17 protein-coding genes and 1 riboswitch are annotated in these 23,759 nt (G+C 43.7%); of the genes, 7 read left to right on the top strand and 10 right to left on the bottom strand.

Annotation, left to right across the window (positions count from 1 at the left end):
• Positions 1-90 precede the first annotated feature (90 nt).
• From B6A27_RS05305 to B6A27_RS05295, 3 genes are read left to right on the top strand one after another with little or no spacing between them, the layout of a single operon-like run.
• Positions 91-1,029, top strand: a complete 939-nt coding sequence (locus tag B6A27_RS05305; RefSeq protein WP_080860579.1) for an ABC transporter ATP-binding protein — start codon at positions 91-93, stop codon at positions 1,027-1,029.
• Between the two features lie 19 nt (positions 1,030-1,048).
• The gene (locus B6A27_RS05300; protein WP_080860578.1) at positions 1,049-2,170 is read left to right on the top strand and encodes an ABC transporter permease; all 1,122 of its coding nucleotides are present in this window, start codon (positions 1,049-1,051) and stop codon (positions 2,168-2,170) included.
• A 1-nt stretch (position 2,171) separates the two neighbouring features.
• Positions 2,172-3,317, top strand: a complete 1,146-nt coding sequence (locus B6A27_RS05295; protein ID WP_080860577.1) for an ABC transporter permease — start codon at positions 2,172-2,174, stop codon at positions 3,315-3,317.
• Positions 3,318-3,410: 93 nt separating this feature from the next.
• On the opposite strand, the gene B6A27_RS05290 is transcribed toward B6A27_RS05295, so the two are convergent.
• From B6A27_RS05290 to B6A27_RS05280, 3 genes are all read right to left on the bottom strand, one after another.
• Entirely contained in the window at positions 3,411-5,063 is a 1,653-nt protein-coding gene (locus B6A27_RS05290; RefSeq protein WP_080860576.1) for a methyl-accepting chemotaxis protein, read from the bottom strand.
• A 14-nt stretch (positions 5,064-5,077) separates the two neighbouring features.
• Positions 5,078-6,055, bottom strand: coding sequence for a BMP family lipoprotein (locus tag B6A27_RS05285; RefSeq protein WP_080860575.1), 978 nt, complete (start codon positions 6,053-6,055; stop codon positions 5,078-5,080).
• Between the two features lie 103 nt (positions 6,056-6,158).
• On the bottom strand, positions 6,159-7,025 hold the full coding sequence (locus B6A27_RS05280) for a CvfB family protein (RefSeq protein WP_139788070.1): 867 nt from the start codon (positions 7,023-7,025) through the stop codon (positions 6,159-6,161).
• Between the two features lie 84 nt (positions 7,026-7,109).
• Here B6A27_RS05280 and B6A27_RS05275 point away from each other — a divergent pair, with 84 nt between their 5' ends.
• From B6A27_RS05275 to B6A27_RS05260, 4 genes are all read left to right on the top strand, one after another.
• Entirely contained in the window at positions 7,110-7,601 is a 492-nt protein-coding gene (locus B6A27_RS05275) for a YajQ family cyclic di-GMP-binding protein (RefSeq protein ID WP_066148227.1), read from the top strand.
• Between the two features lie 229 nt (positions 7,602-7,830).
• Positions 7,831-7,934, top strand: a riboswitch (SAM riboswitch).
• Positions 7,935-8,008: 74 nt separating this feature from the next.
• A complete protein-coding gene (locus B6A27_RS05270; RefSeq protein WP_080860574.1) occupies positions 8,009-9,862 on the top strand; it encodes a bifunctional homocysteine S-methyltransferase/methylenetetrahydrofolate reductase in 1,854 nt (617 codons plus the stop codon).
• Entirely contained in the window at positions 9,855-13,262 is a 3,408-nt protein-coding gene (metH, locus tag B6A27_RS05265) for a methionine synthase (RefSeq protein WP_080860573.1), read from the top strand. Before B6A27_RS05270 ends, metH begins: the two co-directional genes overlap by 8 nt.
• 230 nt (positions 13,263-13,492) lie before the next feature.
• Complete coding sequence (locus tag B6A27_RS05260; protein WP_044745694.1) at positions 13,493-14,356, top strand: SDR family oxidoreductase; 864 nt, start codon at positions 13,493-13,495, stop codon at positions 14,354-14,356.
• A gap of 246 nt (positions 14,357-14,602) precedes the next feature.
• Here the strand turns inward: B6A27_RS05260 and B6A27_RS18600 are convergent, their stop codons facing one another.
• The 7 genes from B6A27_RS18600 to B6A27_RS05230 all read right to left on the bottom strand — a co-directional run bounded on the left by B6A27_RS18600 (position 14,603) and on the right by B6A27_RS05230 (position 23,737).
• Positions 14,603-14,740 (bottom strand): hypothetical protein, encoded by a 138-nt coding sequence (locus B6A27_RS18600; RefSeq protein WP_161491030.1) that lies wholly within the window; start codon positions 14,738-14,740, stop codon positions 14,603-14,605.
• Positions 14,737-15,765, bottom strand: a complete 1,029-nt coding sequence (locus B6A27_RS05255; protein ID WP_080860572.1) for a LacI family DNA-binding transcriptional regulator — start codon at positions 15,763-15,765, stop codon at positions 14,737-14,739. Before B6A27_RS05255 ends, B6A27_RS18600 begins: the two co-directional genes overlap by 4 nt.
• A 24-nt stretch (positions 15,766-15,789) precedes the next feature.
• Positions 15,790-18,153 (bottom strand): glycoside hydrolase family 31 protein, encoded by a 2,364-nt coding sequence (locus tag B6A27_RS05250; RefSeq protein ID WP_139788069.1) that lies wholly within the window; start codon positions 18,151-18,153, stop codon positions 15,790-15,792.
• Positions 18,154-18,165: 12 nt separating this feature from the next.
• A complete protein-coding gene (locus B6A27_RS05245) occupies positions 18,166-19,698 on the bottom strand; it encodes an alpha-amylase family glycosyl hydrolase (RefSeq protein ID WP_236631793.1) in 1,533 nt (510 codons plus the stop codon).
• A 99-nt stretch (positions 19,699-19,797) separates the two neighbouring features.
• Positions 19,798-20,640 carry a sugar ABC transporter permease gene (locus B6A27_RS05240; protein WP_044745691.1) on the bottom strand — a complete coding sequence of 281 codons (843 nt, stop codon included), beginning with the start codon at positions 20,638-20,640 and terminating at the stop codon, positions 19,798-19,800.
• A 1-nt stretch (position 20,641) separates the two neighbouring features.
• Entirely contained in the window at positions 20,642-21,925 is a 1,284-nt protein-coding gene (locus tag B6A27_RS05235; protein ID WP_080860571.1) for a carbohydrate ABC transporter permease, read from the bottom strand.
• Positions 21,926-22,441: 516 nt separating this feature from the next.
• On the bottom strand, positions 22,442-23,737 hold the full coding sequence (locus B6A27_RS05230) for an extracellular solute-binding protein (RefSeq protein WP_080860551.1): 1,296 nt from the start codon (positions 23,735-23,737) through the stop codon (positions 22,442-22,444).
• Positions 23,738-23,759 lie beyond the last annotated feature (22 nt).

Here is a 23,759-nt window from a genome sequence, read left to right as displayed (position 1 = left end):
TTCTCATGTTAAAGAAATGAACTCATGCACTTATATGAGTTCATTTTCTTTTTTATACTGAAAACATACTGAAAATAAAGAGGTGAGATCATGAACATTTTAGAAATAAAAAACGTGACAAAAAAATTTGGTGATTTTATCGCCGTTGATAATATGTCCTTAACCGTAGCAGAGGGGGAAATATTTGGATTTCTGGGGACAAACGGAGCTGGAAAAAGCACGACCATCAACATGATCTCTGGGCTTTTGCGTGCCAATTCTGGAGAAATTAAAATCCTTGGCAAAGATATACACAAGCACAGCCGATTTGCCAAAAAAAATATCGGTATCGTTCCACAAGACATCGCGATTTATGAAGATTTGACAACATACGAAAATGTTAAATTTTTCGCAGGTCTCTATGGGCTGCGCGGTACCCAACTTCATAAGCAAGTAGAAGAAGCATTAGAGTTTGTCGGGTTAAGCGATAAACATAAAAGCTATCCGAAAAGCTTCTCCGGCGGAATGAAAAGACGATTAAACATTGCTTGCGCGATCGCCCACCGGCCAAAGCTCATCATTATGGATGAACCAACAGTTGGAATCGATCCGCAATCAAGAAATTATATTTTAAACTCTGTAAAAAAATTGAATGAAATGGGATGTACGATTATTTATACAAGCCACTATATGGAGGAAGTTGAAGAAATTTGCTCTCGTATTGCGATTATCGATCACGGCAAAATCATCGCTGAAGGAACAAAAGAGCAGCTCAAAGCCATTATTACCAATACAAAAGATGTTTGGATTGAAATCAAACCGATGGAAACGATCGATTTAAATAAAATCGAAGCCGTTAGCGGCGTAAAAGCTGTCCAAATGGAGGAAAACCTAATGAAAGTCAGTTCGGATGTCAGTGTCAACAACTTAAACGACATCATTCAATGCCTCATTAACGACAAAGTAGAAATCCGTTCACTTAAAGAACAATCGCCAAATTTGGAAACTGTGTTTCTGACTTTAACCGGAAGAAGTTTAAGAGATCATTAATGCAAAGGAGGGATGTTTTTTGAATATCATTCGTATTGCGTTCAAAGAAATAAAAAGCGATTTTCGCGATAGCCGAACACTTGTTTTTATGCTGGCATTCCCGATTGTATTAATGCTCATACTAGGAACGGCTTTATCTAATACCTTTAATACTTCCACTTCTGTTGGCGAGATCCATGTATTATATAAAGATCAAACATCCGGAGAATTTTCAGGCTATGTTCGTCAGTTTATGAAGGAAGCCAAAAAATCCGCTCTTCATTTTAAACGAATCTCTGGCCAGCTTGATGCAAAAAAAGAGGTACAGCAAGGCTATTATGATGGATATATGACAATCACCAATGAACAAATCCAGCTATATGTGAACGATACAAACTCGATCAAAGGGAGCATTATTCAAGGAATGACTGCCGCATTTGCCGATCAATATAACATCGCCACAGCCGTCGCGAAAGTAAAACCCGAGCAAGTACAGCTGTTAATGAACAACAAAGTACAAAATGATTATATAAAAGAAACGTCTCTGCATTCGAAAAGACAGCCAGGCGCGATGGACTACTATGCGATTGCTATGACAACAATGATCGCCCTTTATGGAGCCCTGCCAGCAAGTTATTTAATTCGGGGAGAAAGAACGCGCAAAACGGCAGATCGATTATTGGCAGCACCAGTCCATAAATTTGAAATTTTTATTGGAAAAATATTCGGAAACATGGTTGTGAATTTTCTTTGTGTCGCCATTGTCATTACGTTTAGTAAATTCGTCTTTAAAGCCTATTGGGGACATCATCTTGCTCTAGTATATCTTGTCGTATTTACAGAAGTATTATTTGCGATTAGCTTGGGTCTTGGGATCAGCTATATCTCAAGAACAGAAGGAGCGGCCAGAATGATTCTTATGGTTGTTATACAGCTAGCGTCTTTCTTGGGCGGAGCGTATTTCAAAATAGAAGCTACAGGCCCAATGGAAAAATTCATAACGAACCTCTCCCCTCTCACATGGGTCAATACAGCTCTTACAAAAATCATTTATTTAAACGATGTATCAGCCGGTTCTTTCGCCATGCTGCTAAATGTCGGATTAGCAGCGTTGTTTTTGCTGATCGCTGGGACGGCGTTCACAAGACAGGAGGGATTATAATATGCAAGATGTGATGTGGTTGGTGAGACATACATTAAAAAAGACGTTTGGTAATAAAAAAAATATTTTATTGTATTTTGGCACACCGCTCATCGGCATTATCATATCCCTGCTTGTCTACAGCGGTTCTAACGAAAAAAATGTACACATCGGCATTGTCAATAACGACCCTCATTATATGACGAATGATACGATCCATTTTATCAAAGGGTTAGAACATCTTTCGGTAACGAACATTAAGGAATCAGAAATAGACGATCAAATCACATCCGGCAAGCTCGATTGCGTGCTTGTTTTTCATCCAGGCTTTTCTAAAAGTGTCCAGCAAGGACGACCCGACCATCTGCAAATTGTTTCGATTCATGGCTCGGAAATTACCGGTTTCATCAAATCGTACCTATATCACTACATCAATAATATTAGTGCGCTCGGAAAAATAGCTAACGGGGATGAACGCACATTTTTGCAAATGTACGAACGCTACCAGCAATCGCCGTTTCGGACATCGGTCCATTCGTTGAAAGATACATCGAAAAATATCGGCATGACCTATCAGACCATCGGATATTTGCTGATGATTATGCTTTTTTCAGCGGGCAATTTAGCGGAAATGATCGTGAAAGAAAAAGAGAATCGAACATACTTCCGATTATTATCCGCTCCTATTAATGGAAAAAGATACGTATTGTCAAATATCATCGTCAACATGATTGTGATGACCGGACAGATTATCCTTACATTAGTGATAATGGATCGAGTATTTCACATAAAAACAAATATTGCTTTTTGGCAAATGGCCGTTGTTCTGATGTTATTTTCACTAGTAGCCATCGGCATCGCTTTTATAACGGTCGCTTTTGCAAACAGCTCTGCTTCAGCAGGAGCGATGCAAAACTTGATCGTTGTTCCTACCTGCATGCTTTCAGGATGTTTTTGGCCAGCGGATATTATGCCTACTTTCGTACAAAAAATAGCTAATTTTCTGCCGCAACGCTGGACGCTGGATGCGTTGTTAAAATTACAGCAAGGCCATTCCTTTGGAAGCTTATATTTGAATTTGCTCATTATCCTCGCATTCGCACTGATCTTTTTCCTCATCTCGGCCTATAAGTTTGGAAGAAATAACAACGTTAATAATTTTGTATAATAGGTTTCTTAAATGTACTAGAGACAACCTTTCAGCCTTAAAACAAAAGTTCTCCACCTAAAAAACGTGGAGAACTTTTATTTGATGATAAATTTATTCCATGCGGAACTTTGTCATCACTGTATGCAATTCATCCGTCAATTGACGCAGCACCGCCACTTTTTCCACCATTTTTTCAAAAGCGACGAGCTGTTCAGACATCGAAGCAGCAATTTCCTCGCTGCCGGCCGCCGATTGCTCAACAACCGCGCTAATGCTTTCCACATTTTGCAACACGCTCTCTCCCAATTTTTTAGAGGCAGCCACATCTGCTACGAGCTCCTGAATATCAGCCGATATCCCAATCACCTTGCTTTCAATTTCACGAAAAGCTTCTGCTGTTGCTTCCGTTGACCGAGATTGCTGTTCAGCAATTTTCACTCCTTGCGTAACCGCAGATGAAACAGAAGCGACCCCTTGTTTAATGTGAGAAACAGTGGCGAAAATTTGCTTCGTTGCTTGCGCAGACTGCTCGGCAAGCTTGCGCACTTCTTCTGCCACTACCGCAAATCCTCTTCCCGCTTCTCCTGCACGGGCTGCTTCAATGGCCGCATTTAACGCAAGCAAGTTCGTTTGCTCCGCCATTTCCGATACAGATTTTGCCATTTGTTCAATATCCGCTGCATGGCTAATAAACTCTTGTGTTTCCCTCTCGATCAGCGCTGTCGCTTCAGCGTTATCGCGGATCAACTTCATTTGTTCCCCAATCGCCTTTTGTCCAGTGCGAATCGCTTCTACTGCGACTTCGCTGTACTGAGCCGTTTGTTTCGTCCGTTCAGCGGTTTGTGCAAACGTATCGTCCATTTTTTCGATAAGCAATACCGCTTGCTGCAGTTCTTCGGAAATACTTTGAGCGCCGGCTGATAGCTCATTCGTAGATAAAGCAACCTGCTGGTTAATTTCTGTGAGCATTTTATTTTCTTGTTCAATCTCTTTAGCAAATGTTTCAACACGCCGGCTTGCGGAATCTACGGAATGTAGCAGCCGCTGCAGCTCATGGACCATTTGGCTGAATGAAGTGTTGAGCTCGCCGATTTCATCATGATGTTTATAGGAAACAGGCTCAACAAGCAAATGGCCGCTCGCTATTTCTTTCGCGTTGGCCGCTAGATGCTCAAGAGGTTTAGTAATAGAACGTGTGAGCCGTAAACTGCTTGCGCCAGCCAATCCGAGAAGCACCATACTTCCAATGATTGCCGTCCACACCACAAAGCGGATTTGCGCTTGCATCTCTTGCTGTAATTGTTCATAAAAATCATTTGCAGCCAACTTTAAACCATATATATCATTCATAGCCCCTTCGATTCGCATCGCTTGCCGTCTGGCCTCAGACGCATCAAGAGTGTTCAAAGCTTCAATGGATTGCTCATGTACATTGGAAAATTTGGTCGTTGCTTTTTCCAATAAAGCTTGAAAATGGTTTTGCTTTAACATCTTCTTCAGCTTACGAATGAGCTGCTCTGTTTGCTGAACTTGTTCAATGGCCCCCTGCTTATTTCCTTCTGTCATATTGTAGGCAAAGTTATTTAAGCTTTGCTTCGTTGATTTCATGCTCGCTTCTAGCTCCTGAATAGTCAAAAGCACGGGCACAATATCTTTGTTGGTCGCTTGAATCGACAGCATATTGACAATAATAAATCCCATCATGCCGATCGAAAGCAAAATCGAAATCGTGGCATGAAGCCATAGCTTTTTCCGAACCGTCATCGCTATCCCCTTTTCTATTCCTTCGTTGTTACTTCACCATTTTCAATTTTTTGCTTCCATTGTTCGATCAATTTTTGTTGCGGCTCGCTCCATGCCATCACGCGAATCGGCGCAAGTCCGACGCCATTTTCCTTAAGGCCCAGTTGAACCGTCCCTTGTGGCATTTCGCCTTTTTGCACATATTGCTGTAAAATCGTAAACAGCGCCACATCCACATTTTTCACCATTGATGTGACAACCGCCTTTTCCGCATAAAAATATTGGTCGCTGTCAACGCCAATGGCATACTTTCCTTGCGCCTCCGCTTCCTTTAACGCTCCCACGCCCGTAAATCCAGCGGCCGTATATACGACGTCGCAGCCGCCTTTAAACATTTCTCCCGCAAGCTTGGCGCCAAGCTGATCATTTCCAAAATCCCCGGCATACACCACGCTCACAGAAGCTGAAGGTTTTAAGGCATGAACCCCTTTTTCAAAGCCGTCGGCAAATTTGTGGATAAGCGGTACATCGTCTCCGCCAATAAAGCCAACCTGATTCGTTTGGGTCGCTAACGCCGCGACCACTCCGGCTAAAAAGCTTCCCTCATCTTCCTTAAACGTAATCGAAGTCACGTTTTTCAAATTGGACACAGCATCCACTAGAATAAAAGGCTGCTTTGGATATTGCTTCGCTACTTTTTCCAAATCCTCTTGCACCATGAATCCGAGGCCGATGACGATATCATTTCCCTCTTCGACCAATTCTTTTAGCCCTTGTTCATACGTTTTCGTATCCTGCAATTCGCGATAATCGAACACAATGCCAAGCTCGTTGCGCGCTTTCATCAATCCATTGAAAGCAGAATCACTAAACGATTGATCTCCAAGTCCGACGTCAGACAACATAATACCGACTTTTACTCTTTCTTTTGTTGTGGCCGTTTCCTGCGCTGAACATCCTGAAAAAAGGCACACGACCACCATCATAACAATGATAAGACGTAGTTGCTTCATCGATTTATCCCCTTATGCTGTAATCTATCCACTATTTTTATCGGCGATATAGGGGCATCTTTTTAGCCCTGCACAAAAAAAGCGGAGTATTGTACCCCCGCTTCTATTCTTCCTTATGCTTGATATAAGTCCAGCCATTTTCTTGATAAATCCGATCTTCTTTCATAAGCCGTCCCAATGCTCTTTTAAACGCGGCTTTACTCATTTGAAAGCGCGCTTGAATATCCTCTGCATTGCTTTTATCATGATAGGGCATGGCCCCTCCTCTGCTTTCAAGGTAACGATAAATCATTCCTGCATCTTCGTCGATGCTTTCGTGCTTGCGCGGCAGCAGCGACACATTCATTGTACCGTCTTCTTTGACAGCGATGACACGCCCTTCGACTACTTCGCCAAGACGCGGTTCTCTCCTGCGTTGAGATTCGTGGATAAAACCGATATAACCCACATCTGAGATCATAGACGCTCCAGCTTTGATCACACGATATATGCGACCGCGCACATTTTGATTAAAGACGGACTCCGAAGCTTTCGTAGCAAGCTGCCGGATTGTTTCCTCATCCGCCAAGTTAGCCAACAAGCGCCCTTTCCGATCTGTTTTTAACGAACAATATAACTGATCCCCTCGCTGTGGCCATAGTGACAAAAGAGGAGGCAAATCATCGCTAGACACAAGCACATCTTTTGATATGCCAATGTCAACAAAAACACCGAGCTTTGGAACAACATCAACCACCTCCACCCAATGATATGTATCCTTTGTTATTTTGGGTGATTTCATTGTAGCGCTCAACCGTCCTTGATGGTCGTGATATAAAAAGACATGGACCTCTTCTCCGATTGCAAGTGGACGGTCTATCTCCGTTTGATGAAGCAGCACTTCTTCCTGACCGCTCGCTAAAAACCAGCCAAACGGAACCTCCCGCTTTACGGTTAATGTTCTTATTTCTCCTGGTATAAGTTGTTTCATGGATGCATCTTCCTTTTTATTGTTTATCATGCTACATTTTACTATAATAAAAACAAAATGACCAAATTTTACTGGAGGTAATATATGTCGAAAGAAAGCTCATTTGATATCGTATCCAAAGTAGATTTATCTGAAGTTACTAACGCCATTCATATCGCCATGAAGGAGATTCAAAACCGCTACGATTTCAAGGGAAGCAAAAGTGACATTTCCTTAGAAAAAGACGAACTGATCCTCGTTTCCGACGATGAATTCAAACTTGAGCAATTGAAAGATGTATTAATCGGCAAACTGATTAAGCGCGGGGTCTCTATCAAAAATATTCAATACGGAAAAATAGAACCAGCCTCAGGAGGAACGGTCCGTCAACGTGCCAGCCTTGTTCAAGGAATTGACAAAGATCATGCGAAAAAAATTAATACGATTATTAAAAACACAGGCTTAAAAGTAAAAAGCCAAGTTCAAGAAGATCAAATCCGCGTCAGCGGCAAAAGCAAAGATGATCTGCAAAAAGTGATCACAGCGATCCGTGAAGCTGATTTGCCGATTGATGTACAATTTGTCAACTATCGATAGGGGTTTGTGCGCTTCGTCTTAACAGCCTAATTCGGAGGAATTAGGCTGTTTTTATAACCAAAATGCGAACTATAGATTTCCTGGCGTAAGTCCACAAACTTTGCCTGATCGTCGCCTTTTGAGCGCTGATCCGTTCCATCTAAAAAATAATCAAAATTTGCAGTTGAATATTTTCTAAAAATTATTTAAATTATAAATAACGCATTGATTGAAAATTGCATACTCATTTTTCTTATCAAGAGAGAGGGAGGGACTGGCCCTGTGAACTCTCAGCAACCTGACTGTATGTCAAGGTGCTAATTCCAGACAGGCTTGATGCTTGGAAGATAAGAAGGAGCAACCCAAAGTCTTCTTCTTATTTTTAGAAGGCTTTTTTTATTTTTTAAGAAGACGAAGGAGTGATACGCATGGGATTTTTAGAAGAATTGCAGAAACGAATCATCATCGCCGATGGGGCGATGGGAACTTTATTATACTCCCATGGAATTGACCGATGTTTTGAAGAATTGAATCTCTCCAAACCAGAAGATATTATCCATATTCATGAAGCTTATCTTGACGCTGGCGCAGAAGTCATTCAAACCAATACATATGGCGCAAACTATATGAAGCTAGCACGCTATGGATTGGAGGACGATGTAAAAGAAATCAACCGCGCAGCTGTAAAGCTAGCGAAACAAGCGGCCTCAGGCCGTGCCTATGTTCTTGGAACCATCGGCGGTCTTCGCACATTCAAGAAAAGCGCCATCACTCTTGAAGAAGTGAAACGGACGTTTCGGGAGCAGTTGTACGTGCTTTTGCACGAAGAAGTAGATGGAATTCTGCTTGAAACCTATTACGACTTAGAGGAGCTTCAAACGGTGCTCGCCATCGCCCGAAAAGAAACAACATTACCGATTATCGCCCATGTGACCCTTCACGGTGTTGGCGTGCTGCAAGACGGGACTCCGCTCAGCGATGCGCTTTCCCAATTGGAACAATTGGGGGCCGATGTAGTTGGATTAAACTGCCATCTTGGTCCGTATCATATGATTCGTTCTCTTGAAGCCGTGCCGCTTCCCAGCACCGCATTCCTTTCCGCTTATCCGAATGCTAGCCTTCCGGATTATCGCGACGGCCGCCTTGTTTATGAAACGAACGCCGAATATTTTAAGGAAACGGCTCTCTCCTTTCGCGAACAAGGCGTCCGCCTGATCGGCGGCTGCTGCGGAACGACGCCTAAACATATTGCGGCGATGGCACAAGCCTTGATTGATCGCACGCCAATTCAAACGAAACAAGTGAAACAGCAGCAAGCAACCATCTCGATTCCATCAGCAGAGCCAAAATCTGAACCGCCTTTAGAAAATATCGTAAAAAAACGTCGGTCGGTCCTTGTTGAATTAGATCCGCCGAAAAAGCTGGGCATCGGAAAATTTTTGGAAGGAGCGAAAGCGCTCAAAGAAACGAATATTGATGCCCTAACACTGGCTGATAATTCTTTAGCTACTCCGCGCATCAGCAATGTCGCGCTCGGAACCCTTATTAAGCAACAGCTAGGCATCCGTCCGCTGATCCACATTACATGCCGCGACCGCAATCTGATTGGTCTGCAATCTCATTTAATGGGATTGCATACACTTGGCATTACGGATGTACTTGCTGTCACCGGAGATCCATCCAAAATCGGCGAATTTCCTGGCGCAACATCTGTGTATGATTTGTCATCATTTGATTTAATTCAGCTGATTCGCCAATTTAATGAAGGGATTTCCTACTCCGGTCAGCCGCTTGGGCAAAAAACCAACTTCTCTATCGCTGCGGCCTTCAATCCGAATGTCCGTTATTTAGATAAAGCGGTGCAGCGGCTTGAGAAAAAGATTCAGTGCGGCGCCCACTACTTTATTTCGCAGCCGCTCTATTCCGAACAAAAAATCGAAGAGGTATACGAGGCAACGAAACATCTTGAAGCGCCGATTTATATCGGCATTATGCCGCTTACAAGCGCACGTAACGCCGACTTTCTGCATCACGAAGTACCGGGAATCACGTTATCGGACGATATTCGTTCCCGAATGGCGGCTTGCGCCCATGATCCGATTCAATCGTCGAGAGAAGGAATTGCCATCGCCAAATCGCTCATCGATGCGGCTTTTGATTTATTTCGCGGCATTTATTTAATTACGCCGTTTTTGCGCTATGAAATGACAGTCGAGCTCGTCCGCTATATTCAAGAAAAAGAACGTTCGATTTCAGAAAGGAAGGTACTTCATCATGGCTAGCCAACTGTATAATCAGCTGAAAAAGAAAATTTTAGTAATGGATGGAGCAATGGGAACGATGATTCAAAGCGCCGAGCTTACAGCTGCTGATTTTGGCGGCGAATCATACGAAGGATGCAATGAATATTTATCTGTGACCTCCCCTCACGTCATTGCACAGATTCACGAAGCCTATCTTGAAGCGGGAGCCGATATCATTGAAACCAATACGTTCGGTGCTACCAGCATGGTGTTAGACGAATATGGGCTCGGCCATATGGCGCTTGAATTAAATATAGAAGCAGCCAAGCTGGCTAAGCGGGCGGCTGAACGCCATTCCACTTCAAGCTGGCCGCGGTTTGTCGCCGGTTCGATGGGTCCAACAACGAAAACCCTTTCTGTTACCGGGGGGACAACATTTGCCCAACTTGTAGCCTCCTATGAAGAGCAAGCGCGCGGCCTATTAATCGGCGGCGTCGATCTTCTGCTTTTAGAAACGTGTCAAGATACACTTAACGTAAAAGCGGGTTTTATCGGCATTTCAAAAGCATTTCAAAAGATAGGAAAAATCGTTCCGCTTATGATATCTGGGACGATTGAACCGATGGGAACGACGCTGGCGGGACAAACGATTGAATCGTTTTTTATTTCCGTCCGCCATATGAAGCCATTTGCCATTGGGCTCAACTGTGCAACTGGGCCGGAGTTTATGACTGATCACTTGCGTTCTCTTTCTCAACTAGCCGATACAGCCGTCAGCTGTTATCCAAACGCCGGGCTCCCGGATGAAGAAGGGCATTATCACGAAACACCGGATATGTTAGCCAAAAAAATCCGCCGCTTTGCTGAGAAAGGCTGGCTCAATATCGTCGGCGGCTGCTGTGGCACAACGCCGTCTCATATTCGCGCTATCGCTGAAGCGGTTCGCGATGTCGCTCCGCGCACGATTCCAACCTCATTCTCCGTTCATGCTGTTTCAGGAATCGAGCCACTTATTTACGATGAAACAATGCGCCCGCTTTTTGTCGGCGAACGAACAAACGTCATCGGCTCTCGCAAATTTAAACGTTTGATTGCGGAAGGAAAATATGAAGAAGCAGCGGAAATTGCTCGAACGCAAGTAAAAAACGGCGCTCATGTCATCGATATCTGCCTTGCAGATCCGGATCGCGACGAAAAGGAAGATATGGAACAATTTATCCAGCAAGTCGTTCGAAAGGTAAAGGTGCCGCTCGTGATTGATTCAACGGATGAAAAAGTGATTGAGTGCGCCCTTTCCTATTCGCAAGGAAAAGCGATTATTAATTCCATTAACCTCGAAGACGGAGAGGAGCGTTTCGAAAAAATTGCTCCTTTCATTCATCGCTATGGAGCGGCCGTTGTTGTTGGCACGATTGATGAACAAGGAATGGCCATTGCCGCTGAACGAAAGCTTGAAATCGCTTTGCGTTCTTACGATTTGCTTGTCAATAAATACGGCATACCGCCACATGACATTATTTTTGATCCGCTCGTTTTTCCAGTCGGCACCGGCGACGAACAATATATTGGCGCCGCGAAAGAAACGATTGAGGGCATCCGACTCATTAAAGAACAGCTGCCACATTGTCCAACCATACTCGGTATCAGCAATGTCTCATTCGGATTGCCGCCAGTTGGCAGGGAAATTTTAAATTCTGTTTTCTTATATCATTGTACGCAAGCCGGCCTTGATTACGCGATTGTTAATACGGAAAAGCTTGAGCGCTTTGCTTCCATTCCAGCGGAGGAAGTGCAATTGGCTGAGGCGCTCCTCTTTCATACGAATGATGAAACTTTAAACACCTTTATTCAGTTTTACCGGGGCAAAACGAAAGAAACGAAAAAAACGAATACTCATTTATCGCTCGAGGAACGGCTCGCCTCCTATGTCGTCGAAGGAACAAAAGAGGGATTGCTTGAGGATTTAGAGTTGGCCTTGCAAACATATAACAACCCTCTCGATATTATCAATGGTCCGCTTATGACCGGTATGGATGAAGTAGGCCGGCTGTTCAATGACAACCAGCTCATTGTCGCTGAAGTCCTGCAAAGTGCTGAGGTGATGAAAGCAGCGGTCGCCTTTTTGGAGCCTTATATGGAAAAAACCGAAACCAGTCTAAAAGGAAAAGTGATGCTTGCTACCGTCAAAGGGGATGTGCATGACATCGGCAAAAATTTAGTGGACATTATTTTGAGCAACAACGGCTATCACGTAGTGGATCTAGGCATTAAAGTCACTTCCCAGCAGCTGATTGAAGCCATAAAAGCCGAAAAACCCGACATTATTGGCTTGTCGGGGCTGCTCGTCAAATCAGCCCAACAAATGGTGCTAACCGCTCAAGATTTAAAACAAGCCGGCATTTCCTTGCCTATTCTTGTCGGTGGAGCAGCATTATCGCGAAAATTTACCGAAAATAAAATCGCTCCAGAGTACGACGGAATCGTGCTTTATGCAAAAGACGCCATGGACGGTCTCTCCCTTGCCAACCGCCTGCAGCAAAACGAGGTTGAATATAAACGAAAGGAACAAAGCTTTACGGTATCAGCGTCATCATCGCAAACGGCTACCCTTGTTCGGTCCAATGTATCCATCCATGTTCCAGTATATGTTCCGGCAGATCTAGAGCGTCATGTCCTAAAAGATATCCCGCTCGCCCATATTGAGCCGTATATGAACTGGCAAATGCTGCTCGGACATCACCTTGGCTTGAAAGGAAAAGTGAAAAAGTTATTAGCGGAACAAAATGAAAAAGCTGTTTTTCTCAAACAATTGATAGAGGATCTTCTCTCTGCCGCCAAACAGCAACAGTGGTTAAAGCCAGCGGCTGTCTATCAATTTTTTCCCGCTCAAAGCGATGGAAACCGTATTTATATTTACTCGCCGAAAGATGAAAAAACCATGATCGAAACATTCGAGTTTCCGCGGCAGCGCCAGTCACCTTATCTTTGTTTGGCTGATTATATCAAGCCGGTGGAAAGCGGGCAGCTTGATTATGTAGGATTATTTGCCGTGACCGCTGGAACAGGCATCCGTGAGCTAGCGCAAGAATGGAAAAAAAGCGGCGAATTTTTAAAAAGCCATGCAATTCAAGCGCTGGCGCTTGAAGTAGCAGAAGGGCTGGCTGAACGGATCCATCAAGTCATGCGCGACCGTTGGGGATTTCCAGACGATCCTGATTTCACAATGGAGGAACGGTTCGCCGCCAAATATCAAGGACAACGCTTTTCTTTTGGCTATCCGGCATGCCCAAACCTAGAAGACCAAGAAAAACTGTTCCATCTTTTGCATCCGGAAGAGATTGGAATTGATTTAACGGAGGAATTTATGATGGAACCCGAAGCCTCTGTATCTGCCATCGTTTTTGCTCATCCAGAAGCGAAATACTTTAATGTATTGTAAAAAAGCTGGCGAATGCCAGCTTTTTTGTTTCGTCTGATCGAATGTCACCAGTCACGTCCTTCTTTTATCATCATTTTTTCAGGGATGCCTCACTTCCGGGATAAATGTTGATCCATCAAGCTGTATGTATACAGTAAAATAATGGATAAACAGCTTTCGTGATATTTTCGCTTGATTCTCCCATACTAAACAATGACTGAACATGATGGTATAAGGGAGGAATGATCAAGATGGTCACAAAGCAGCAAATGACCTTGCCGCCACAGCATCAATACCAGCAGCCGGGATTACAATCCGTGATGCAGCCCGAGCCCGTCTCCGAGGATCCTGCCTATCGAGGAAGCGGCAAGCTTCAAGGAAAGATCGCCTTAATTAGCGGCGGAGACAGCGGAATCGGCCGAGCGGTTGCCATTTATTTTGCGAAAGAGGGCGCGGATGTCGCCATTATTTATTTGAATGAACACCAAGATGCAGAAGAAACCAAGCGGCAAGTTGAAGAAGAGGGGCGCCAATGCCTGTTGATTGCCGGAGATGTGGGAGATGAGCATTTTTGTATCGAAGCTGTCAAGCAAGTCATCGCTGCATTTGGAAAGCTAGATATTCTTGTCAATAACGCAGCTGAACAACATCCTCAAGACAGCCTGCTGCACATCACCTCAGAGCAGCTAGAAAAAACGTTTCGCACGAATGTGTTTGGCTACTTTTATTTAGCGAAAGCGGCACTTCCTTATTTAAAAGAAGGCAGCTCCATTATTAACACCTCATCCATTACAGCTTATGAGGGCAACGAGCAGCTGCTCGATTATTCGGCAACAAAAGGAGCGATCGCGACATTTACACGCTCGTTAGCTAAATCTTTGGTACAAAAAGGAATTCGCGTCAACGGTGTCGCCCCCGGACCGATTTGGACGCCCCTCATTCCATCAACCTTTTCCAGCGAGCAAGTAGCTGCATTCGGTTCGAATACGCCGATGAAACGACCTGGACAGCCTGAGGAAGTAGCGCCAAGCTATGTGTTTCTCGCCAGCGATGACGCCTCCTATATAACAGGGCAAATGATTCATGTGAATGGCGGAAAAATCGTGAACGGGTAAATGTAATGAAATTGAACATTTATTGTTAATTTTATTTACAGTAAACTTGATTTATCATGTATAATCCAATTATGATTATTACGTACAGTGTTTGCTATCAGCCTTTTGCACAAACCAAAAGGTGACCCCTCTCTTCCCTTTGATAGACTTGCAACGATATGTTGCAAGTTTTTTGTTTATATACGAATCACCCATTCTTCTTATGAGCAAAAAAGCGCCTGAATTTTGGCCGCTCGCAAGCCTCTCTTATTCGATTTTCGTCTTCGCTTGACTGCGTTCCTTGTCGGCCGAGCGCAAGCCAGCCTGGTGCGGAAACAAAGAATGCTTGACAATGATGGCCGACAAAGCCGAAATGGACTTTGTCGGCCATCTAACGTTTTTCATTTCATTTGATCGTCATCGCAGGAAAATCGTTTCATAAGCTGGTGCGGAATAATAATTCGCTTGACCGGCTCATTTGGATTCGCAATTTTTTCGATCAAACTTTTCGCTGCTTCATATCCAAGCTGAAAAATATGAATATCGACTGATGTTAATGGAGGACGTGAGAGCTCCGCTAACAGCGTATTATTAAAGCTGACAATGGATATATCCTCAGGAACGCGAACGTTCATCTCGTCCAACGTATTCAAAACCCCAAGCGCCATCAAATCATCCGCCACCACTAACGCTGTCGGCGGTTCACGTAACGACAGCAGCTCTTTCATCGCTTCTTGTCCGCCTTCTTTTAAAAATTCTTCATGCATAATATACTCTTGGCGGTACGGCAGCCCGGCTTCTTTAAGCGCCGCTTCATATCCTAGCAGCCGATCGACTGTCACTAAATAGCTGATATTGCCGCCGACAAATGCTATTCGCTTATGCCCAAGCTCAACTAAATATTGAGTCGCTTCTTTTGCCGCGCGATAGTTATCATTATCGACATGAGTAATTTGTTCTGCCATCTGGTGAGGCTTTCCAATGACAACAAATGGGAAGCGGTTCTTCTGCAAATATTTCATCAGTTTATCATTCGTTCTAGAGTAAAGCAAAATAACACCGTCAACCCGCCGCCCCTGCAGCATTTCGATCACACCTTCATAAATCTCGCTTTCCTTTTCGCCTGTCGACATTTGCAAAGCATATTTTTTCTCATGTGCTGCTTTGCTAATTCCGCGAATCACCTCAGGAAAAAACGGATTTTGCAGCGCTTGGTCAGTTGAGCTCGGCATCACGATTCCAATCACCTGCGACGATTGATTCGCCAGGCTCCGGGCAATAAAATTGGGATGATAGCCAAGCTCTTTCATCGCTTCTCGCACTTTTCTCTTTGTTTTTTCACTAATGCGCGGACTATCTGCAATGACTCTTGAAACAGTGGAGGGAGCCACATTCGCTCGTTTTGCAACATCTTTAATGGTGACGTTCATTTCACATCCCTCCTTCTCCATCCCTCAATTGTGGTCGATCCATAAGATGTTCTGCTTATCATCCCATCTACCATGTTGCTCGTTTCCATCGACGATCACAGTCGTCTGTGCCGTTCCTCCATGAATCGCAAATGACAGCTTCCAGTCTGGCCGGTACTCCCCTTCCGTTTTCGTGTCAATCCGAACAATATTCTCATCATACCTTATATCCAAATGCAAACGGAAATAAATTCCTTTCTCATAAGCAAACGTTTGTCCATCATCATCATATATCGTATATGCGGTTTTTCCATCACACTTTTTATATAAGCGCACGATGCGCTGTTCATCCGGCATATCAGTAGAACGTCTTGCATTGGCAAGCGCAATGGCTGAGCCTTGCTTCACAAAAATTGGGAGCTTGTCTAATTCCGCATGAACCAGTTGGTATTGACCTCCCTCCCAAACGGTATCTGTCCAATAATCGATCCACTTCCCTCTCGGCAAATATACGGCTCGATAAGCGGTGTTAGGCGTCATAATCGGAGCAACCAACACATTGTCACCAAGCAAAAATTCATCATAAAGATTATACGTATGAGGATCATCCGGATACTCAAAAAGCAAAGGTCGCATGACAGGAGCACCTGTCTCATGAGCTTCTGCAAAAAGCGTGTATAAATACGGCAACCATTCGTAGCGCATCTGGATATATTGTTTGATAATTCGCTCATACTTTTCAGCAAACGCCCACGGTTCTTGCCGGCGGAATCCGATCGCACAATGATTGCGAAAATATGGAGTAAACGCCCCCACCTGCGTCCAACGTGCTAAAAGCTCCCCGTTCGTATCGTGAGCAAACCCGCCAACATCCGCTCCGCAAAACGCGACGCCTGATAATCCTAAATTCATGCACATTGGCAACGACATTTGCAAATGCTCCCAAAAGCTGCGATTATCTCCCGTCCATACAGCTGCATAGCGTTGGATACCTGAGAAACCGGCACGCGTTAACAAGAACGGACGCTTTCCGTTCAACAGCTTTTTCATGCCAGTGTATGTCGCTTCTCCCATCATCAATCCGTAAAGGTTATGAAGTTCACGATGCGTTTTCGGATTTCCATCGTTATCATGCATCACAGTAATATCCATCGTTTTTGTTTCATTAAACACAGACGGTTCGTTCATATCGTTCCAAATACCTTCGATGCCTAAATCAGCATAAAACCGATGCTTGTCGCCCCACCAGCTTCGCGCTTGTTCATTTGTGAAATCCGGAAACGCGCTTTTTCCTGGCCAGACCTCCCCAATGAAAAGATTTCCCTCCATGTATTTGCAAAAATAATCGTTCCTTACTCCTTCTTGATAAATGGCGTATTCAGGATCCACCTTTACCCCAGGATCTACAATCGGAACAACACGAACCCCTTTCTGTTTCAAATCGGCAATCAGCTGCTTCGGATTCGGAAAGCGGTTTCTATCAAATGTAAACACGCGATAGCCATCCATATAATGGATATCTAAATACACCGCATCAAGCGGAATATCTTTTTCTATAAACGTCTGCACCAGTTCTCTTACTTCCTGCTCCGTTTCATAGCTATAGCGCGATTGGTGATAGCCGAGCGCCCATTTAGGAGGAATCGGCATTTTTCCTGTCAGATTCGTATATTGCTTCAATACATCGCGCGGAGTCGGACCGGCAAATACATAATAATCAATCGATCCGCCCTCCGCGGCGAAACAATATTCATCTTCGAACGTTTGAAAATCAAATATGGTCCGATACGTATTGTCAAAAAACAAACCGTGTGCCCATCCATTCCGCAACGTCATAAAATACGGATGAGACTGATAAAGAGGGTCCGTTTCTGGATTATGCGGCGCATACACATCTGTATTCCACATGATCCATTTTTCACCGCGCTTATTCAGAAATCCGGTTTTTTCACCGAGTCCATAAAAATGGTCGGCCTGATCCATTCCTTTATAACAGTAAACATCACCTTCATAAGTGAAGGCCATCCCTCTCGCTTCCTCCCCTACAAGCAAACGACCCGCTTGATCATAAATCTGCACACGAAAGGGACGTTTTTTCACTACCACTTTCATTTGTGGTGAAGCCAGCTCCACCTGTTCCTCTGTTTCATGCACATCCACTTTTACCTTTTTTGGCTGCATGACGACGGCACGGCTTGTTTTCATGCTCGTTTCGCCAAAAGGATTAAAAGCGACGCGGACGATAGGATGATCATAAAACTGAACGTTCACTACACCTGCATCACATCGGAAGAAAAACACTTCATCTTTACAGGAAAAAGCCAGCACGTTTCCGATATCGATTACATTCCGTTTACGCCGCTTTCCCTCGCGATCCGGCAAAATAGCAAAGCTTGTATCTTCCAGCATCTTTTTTCCCTCCTACCTAGACCGTTTGGCACGCTTTTTCGCATAGTATAAAAACAATCCAAACAAGACATAAACAGCAATGAGCGCAGCGATAAATGGAATATTCAGACCCGTCTTTTTGGCAAGCACGTAAATTTCTGCTGTTTCCCTATCCGAAATCAAGTTATACCCGTTTTTGCTGCTTCGCACTAAATCGCCAGATAACAGTCCTCTCAACTCTTTTCCAGGGGCAAGCTGAGCGTTTGTTAAATGGACTTTTTGCGTTTTGTTTGTATTATTTATCGCGATGACAGCTGTTTCTCCCTTATATGTTCGTTTAAAAACAGCCATTCCCTTCTTTTCGTACAAGAGAGCAAAATCCCCCCGCCGCAAAGAAGGTAATTGCCCGCGCAGTTCTCCTAATTTTTTTATATAGTTCACCACTTCATCGTCGGTGCGGAAATTCATAAGGCGATGATTATCAGGAGCCTTTCCTCCGTCTAACACAATTTCTGTTCCGTAATAGACAATAGGAACGCCTGGCGCTGAAAATAAATAAGCTAGACCAAGCTTCATTCTGGTTATCGGATTTTGCTTGTTTTCTAAAGCAAGCCTTGTGAATCGAACAGTTCTGTCATTGTCCAAAAACGTACCTAACAAATAAGGATGATCATAATAAGAGACATTGTTCTTCCAAACACGATAAAGCGGCGCAAGCGATTGATTCACATTGCTCAATACCTTTGACTCTTCATTATAAAAAGGATAATCAAGAAAACCATCGATTCCATCCTTCTCATAATCGGCTATATAACGCGGATCATTGCTGTCTATTCCTCCAAGCAGATAAAAGTCTTTCTTTACTGCTTTGACTTCATTTGCAAACCCCTGCCAAAACGATTTAGGCACATATCTAGCGTCATCAAGATAATAACCATCAATATCCGTTTCTTTTATCCACCATTTAGCAGCATCAATCAAATAACGTTTCACTTCCGGATTTTCTTGCGCAAGATCTGGCAACCCATTTAACCAGCCGGTCTCTATTTGCCGCGGATTATTCCAGTCTGAAATCTCCCTTTTCTCATGATACCAATCTTTTTTCGCCGGATCGTTTACCCACGGATGGCGAGATGACGTATGATTCGTCACAAAATCCAAAATCACCTTCATATGACGCTTATGCGCTTCTTTCACCAATGTTTTTAAATCGCTGAGCGTTCCAAAACGCGGATCGACTTTATAAAAATCCGTAACCTTCTTTCCTTGATAATCCCCTGGGTCCGTTTGAAAAATCGGCGTCAGTCGAATCGCTGTAAATCCCATGCTTTGAATATAATCCAGTTTAGCTGTAATTCCCTTTAAATCCCCTCCGAAATAGGCGCGAGGATCTTTGACATTGACACCTTGGTCGTTTGTCGAATCCAAATTGTTAAATCGATCAACCATCATAAAGTAGACGGTTTCGTCTTGCCATGTCCGCTTTTCATTTGTGTCTGCCTGTGCAGGAATGGCAAATGAAAGTAAAAAAAGAAACGCTAAACTAGAAGCAAATGCTCGTTTCAACCTTCCCACTCCCTATCTATTTCGAGTCTACTTACTGTTTTAATATAGCTCGAAATAGCATGAAAGGAAAGAACTTGAACGGTTCTTCCCCCCTCTTTCTTATCCTTTTGTTCCGCCAGCTGTCAATCCCGATACAAAATATTTTTGGAACGAAAGGAACAGGATCGCAATCGGCAGAGCGATCAGCACAGAACCAGCAGCAAACGTTGTAAATTCACTTCCAAATTGCTTTGCGACCAAGTCATACAGCCCAACAGCCAGCGTATACTTTTCTTTGCTGCGAAGCAGAACGCTGGCCAAAATAAAATCGGCAAACGGTCCCGTAAAAGTAAATAGCGCCACAACCGCAATGATCGGTTTAGCCAACGGCATAATAATTTGCCAAAAAATGCGCAGATGTCCGGCACCGTCGATTCTCGCAGATTCATCAAGCTCTCTCGGAATCGTATCTAAATAACCTTTCATCAACCAAGTGTTCATCGGGATAAATCCGCCTACATAAACAAGAATCAGCCCTAAATGCGTATCAATTAATTTTGTGAGCAGCCCTAAAACATAAATAGCAATTAATGCGGCGAAGTTCGGAATCATTTGCAAAATCAAGAAGGTGATTAAACCATTTTTCCTTCCGATAAAACGGTAGCGGGAAAATGAATAGGCCGTCAAACTTACGAGAATAACAGAAAAAACCATCGTGAGTGTAGAGATTTTTAAAGAGTTCCAGTACCAGCGCAAATAATCGCTTTGATCAGGGTCGAACAGCTCTTTATAATGAGCGAGCGTTGCATTCTCTGGGATCATCTTCGACCCCGACAAGCTCTGCCCGGGATTAAACGAAGAGCCAATAACCCAAAGAAGCGGATACACAATAATGGCGGCGACCACTAAAATCACGATATACGACAAGGTTAAACGAATGATTTTTCGTCTTTTCATGCCCATTTCACATCATATCCTCTTCTTTAAATGATCTCGTTCTTCTAAACTGCCATAAAGCAACGGAGACAACAACAAGCGATAAAAGCAAGGTTACAGCCGCGGCTTTGGAATATTGTGCCGACGTCATCGTCAGACGATAGATCCAAGAGATTAAAATATCGGTCGCACCGGCGTTTTGGCCCGAGACCGCCGGCCCTCCGCCATTAAACAAGTAAATAATGTTAAAGTTATTAAAATTAAACGTATACTGCGTAATTAAAATAGGGGCGACTGTATAAAGAACGAGAGGAAGCGTGATTTTTGTGAATTTTTGCCATGCTGTAGCTCCATCTACCGTTGCCGCTTCATACAATTCACTTGGAATCGATTGCAACACACCCGTTGTCATCGCAAAAATGAATGGAAAACCAAGCCATGTTTGAATGAAAATCAGCGCCACCTTTGTCCAAAATGGGTTTGTCATCCAATCAATAGCCGGAAGCCCCAAGGAGGCTAAAATGGTTTGATTGACCGCGCCAAAAGATTCATTAAACATGCCGGCAAAAATCAAAATAGTCACAAACGCCGGAACGGCCCAAGGCAAAATAAAAATAGTTCGGATAATCGCTTTTCCTTTTAAATCTTTTTGATTGACGAGAATCGCTAGGAAAATGCCAAGAGCAATTTGCAAGGTAGTCGCGCCAAACGTCCAAATAATCGTCCATGCCAATACGTTAATAAACGTTTTCCGCCAAAGGTCAAGCTTCACTAAGTCAACAAAGTTTCGCAAGCCAACCCAATTGACTAATTTAGCTGGCGGCGTATGATACAAATCGTAGTTTGTGAACGCAAGCAGCACAACGAAAATAATCGGAAAAACAACGACAAAAATGAGCAAAATAAATCCCGGCGAGATCATTAAATAAGGAAATCCGCTATCGACAAGCGTTTGATATTGTTCACGCAGCGAGTTGATTTTTAAGCCAAGATCGCGTTTTTGTCCATTTTTATACGCATCCTGCAAATTAAATGCATAAAACCCGAGGCCAAATACGAGCACGATCGCCGCTAAAATCCCTTCCACCAACAAAAAAATGGAATGATCGCGCGGGACTATTTCACCAAGCGTCACTAATCCCCACAAACCGATATCCAATAAATCATGAAAGACAATAAAAAAAGAAACCGTTAATACAAGAAAGAAAATACCTTTCGTATATTGGCGGTTGTATAGCTGTCCGAGTCCCGGAATAATCGATAAACCAAGCGCAATCTTCCGATGACGAGATTGATAGATAGTCGACTCCACATAAGCCCCTCCTTTCTAACATATCACCACTCACAACCAGTTCATATTTGAGAATGTTAGATTCATCGCCTGCAAATATCAGTTCAGCATCCAATCCTTTTCTATCATCAAAAGTTCTATCGGCCATAAAAGCATAGTTCGGCAAATGCGATAGGCGTGTGAAAACATGGAAGCCATCCATATTATAAACGCCCGTGCAAAACATGGAGCCCAGCAGAAGCAAGGAACCTTTTCCACTCTCCTGTTTGATCGGCAAATGGTTTTTTTCTTGATGCATCAATATGGACCCCTAAAGCGAGCCGATCACTATCGATTTCGATAGTCGGTCGACCGAACAGCATTGCTTCCAGACAAATTCATTTGCCTGGAAGTAGCTGATTGTTCGGTTCCTGGTCACGTTTTGGCGTGACTGAGACAAGGCAGCGACTTGCCTTTGACCGCCAATTTTCCACCAATCATTTGTTTCATCTTCAAGTTGTCTTATCGCCGATCCCGTAAAAGAGAGGCGCTCTCTTTTTACTCGCCTGAGTGATTCGTTTCAATATTGGTTTGAATGGTTTTCATCGCTTCATCTAATGCTTTCTTCGGTTTTATCTTTTGGTTCGCCACTAATTGCAGAGCGGTTGCCATCGGGCCCCATACTTCAGACATTTCCGGAATATTCGGCATCGGAACCGCGTATTGGGACTGAATCGCCACAGCCTTGGCCCCTTCATCTTCTGCAATAAGCGGATCATCAACGAGAGCTTTAACCGGCGGAATCTCTTTTGTTAATTCAAAGCGCTTTTTCGCACTTTCTTCATTCGTTAAAAACTCAATTAATTTCGTCGCCCATTCTGGATTTTTGGAAAAAGCAGACACATGCCATCCTTTTACGCCCATAAGCGTTTTCATATGTTCTCCGTTTGGCAATGTTGGCATCGGTGCAACTCCAATTTCAATTCCCGCATCACGCATCCCTTGAAATGCCCATGGTCCATTCATGACAGAGGCTACCTTTCCTTCATTAAACAGGCCATCCATCGTCGAACCGCCGTTTTCACCGATAATTCCTTTCGGGAATAATTCTTTATACCATTTTTGGATGTATTCAGCTCCCTTGACTGCCCCATCGTTATTTAAACCGAGATTTTTCGGATCCAATGTGCCGTTATCCTCTTTAAATACATAGCCGCCCATGCCGGCAATCACACCGTGTGCGAAATAAAAGTTATCCCAAAGAGCTAAAAATCCGTATTTGTCTCCTTTTGTAAAGCCCTTCGCAAATTGATACAGCTCATCCATCGTTTCCGGCGCTTTATCCATCAGCTTTTTATTATAGATAAGTACCGGGGTTTCTACGGCCTTTGGCAGCCCATAAAGCTTTCCTTTATAGGTCTCCGCTTGGATAGAGGATTCTGTAAACTGATCTAATACGGATGGATCAACGTTGATTTCACGAATGAGTCCTTCCGTTACAAGCTGGCCGATCTGGTCATGAGGCACTGTAATCACATCGGGACCTGTGCCTGCCGGGCCATCTAAACGCAATTGTTCCCGTTGCTTTGTCGCCATCTCTACTTCTTTATACTCGACTTTAATCCCATATTTTTCTTCAAACGCTTTAATGGCTGGCTCAAGCGCTACTCCCCGCTTGACATCTTCCCAAACAACAAGCTTATCTGGCTTAGGAGGCATGCTGTTTTCTGATGTTTCCGTTTGCTTATTCCCTTCATTTGGATTCGTCTTCGTTGTTTCCCCATCAGGTCCGCACCCTGCCAACACCCCTGTCGTCAATGCGAGCGAGGAAAAAAGAGATACCATCCTTTTCATTCCGATCCCTCCTGTTTATTTA

Origin of the sequence: Anoxybacillus sp. UARK-01 (assembly GCF_002075365.1) — a bacterium.
GTDB lineage: Bacteria > Bacillota > Bacilli > Bacillales > Anoxybacillaceae > Anoxybacteroides > Anoxybacteroides rupiense.
Note: the sequence above shows the minus strand (reverse complement) of the source record. Positions and strands in the feature narration are given on the sequence as shown.

What these genes read in the sequence shown, in the direction of transcription:
- B6A27_RS18600 (WP_161491030.1), bottom strand. Translation starts at nt 14,740, where the DNA reads ATGAAAAACGTTAGATGGCCGACAAAGTCCATTTCGGCTTTGTCGGCC.
- B6A27_RS05305 (WP_080860579.1), top strand. Translation starts at nt 91, where the DNA reads ATGAACATTTTAGAAATAAAAAACGTGACAAAAAAATTTGGTGATTTT.
- B6A27_RS05280 (WP_139788070.1), bottom strand. Translation starts at nt 7,025, where the DNA reads ATGAAACAACTTATACCAGGAGAAATAAGAACATTAACCGTAAAGCGG.
- B6A27_RS05290 (WP_080860576.1), bottom strand. Translation starts at nt 5,063, where the DNA reads ATGACGGTTCGGAAAAAGCTATGGCTTCATGCCACGATTTCGATTTTG.
- B6A27_RS05275 (WP_066148227.1), top strand. Translation starts at nt 7,110, where the DNA reads ATGTCGAAAGAAAGCTCATTTGATATCGTATCCAAAGTAGATTTATCT.
- B6A27_RS05250 (WP_139788069.1), bottom strand. Translation starts at nt 18,153, where the DNA reads ATGCTGGAAGATACAAGCTTTGCTATTTTGCCGGATCGCGAGGGAAAG.
- B6A27_RS05240 (WP_044745691.1), bottom strand. Translation starts at nt 20,640, where the DNA reads ATGGGCATGAAAAGACGAAAAATCATTCGTTTAACCTTGTCGTATATC.
- B6A27_RS05255 (WP_080860572.1), bottom strand. Translation starts at nt 15,765, where the DNA reads ATGAACGTCACCATTAAAGATGTTGCAAAACGAGCGAATGTGGCTCCC.
- metH (WP_080860573.1), top strand. Translation starts at nt 9,855, where the DNA reads ATGGCTAGCCAACTGTATAATCAGCTGAAAAAGAAAATTTTAGTAATG.
- B6A27_RS05230 (WP_080860551.1), bottom strand. Translation starts at nt 23,737, where the DNA reads ATGAAAAGGATGGTATCTCTTTTTTCCTCGCTCGCATTGACGACAGGG.
- B6A27_RS05295 (WP_080860577.1), top strand. Translation starts at nt 2,172, where the DNA reads ATGCAAGATGTGATGTGGTTGGTGAGACATACATTAAAAAAGACGTTT.
- B6A27_RS05285 (WP_080860575.1), bottom strand. Translation starts at nt 6,055, where the DNA reads ATGAAGCAACTACGTCTTATCATTGTTATGATGGTGGTCGTGTGCCTT.
- B6A27_RS05260 (WP_044745694.1), top strand. Translation starts at nt 13,493, where the DNA reads ATGGTCACAAAGCAGCAAATGACCTTGCCGCCACAGCATCAATACCAG.
- B6A27_RS05270 (WP_080860574.1), top strand. Translation starts at nt 8,009, where the DNA reads ATGGGATTTTTAGAAGAATTGCAGAAACGAATCATCATCGCCGATGGG.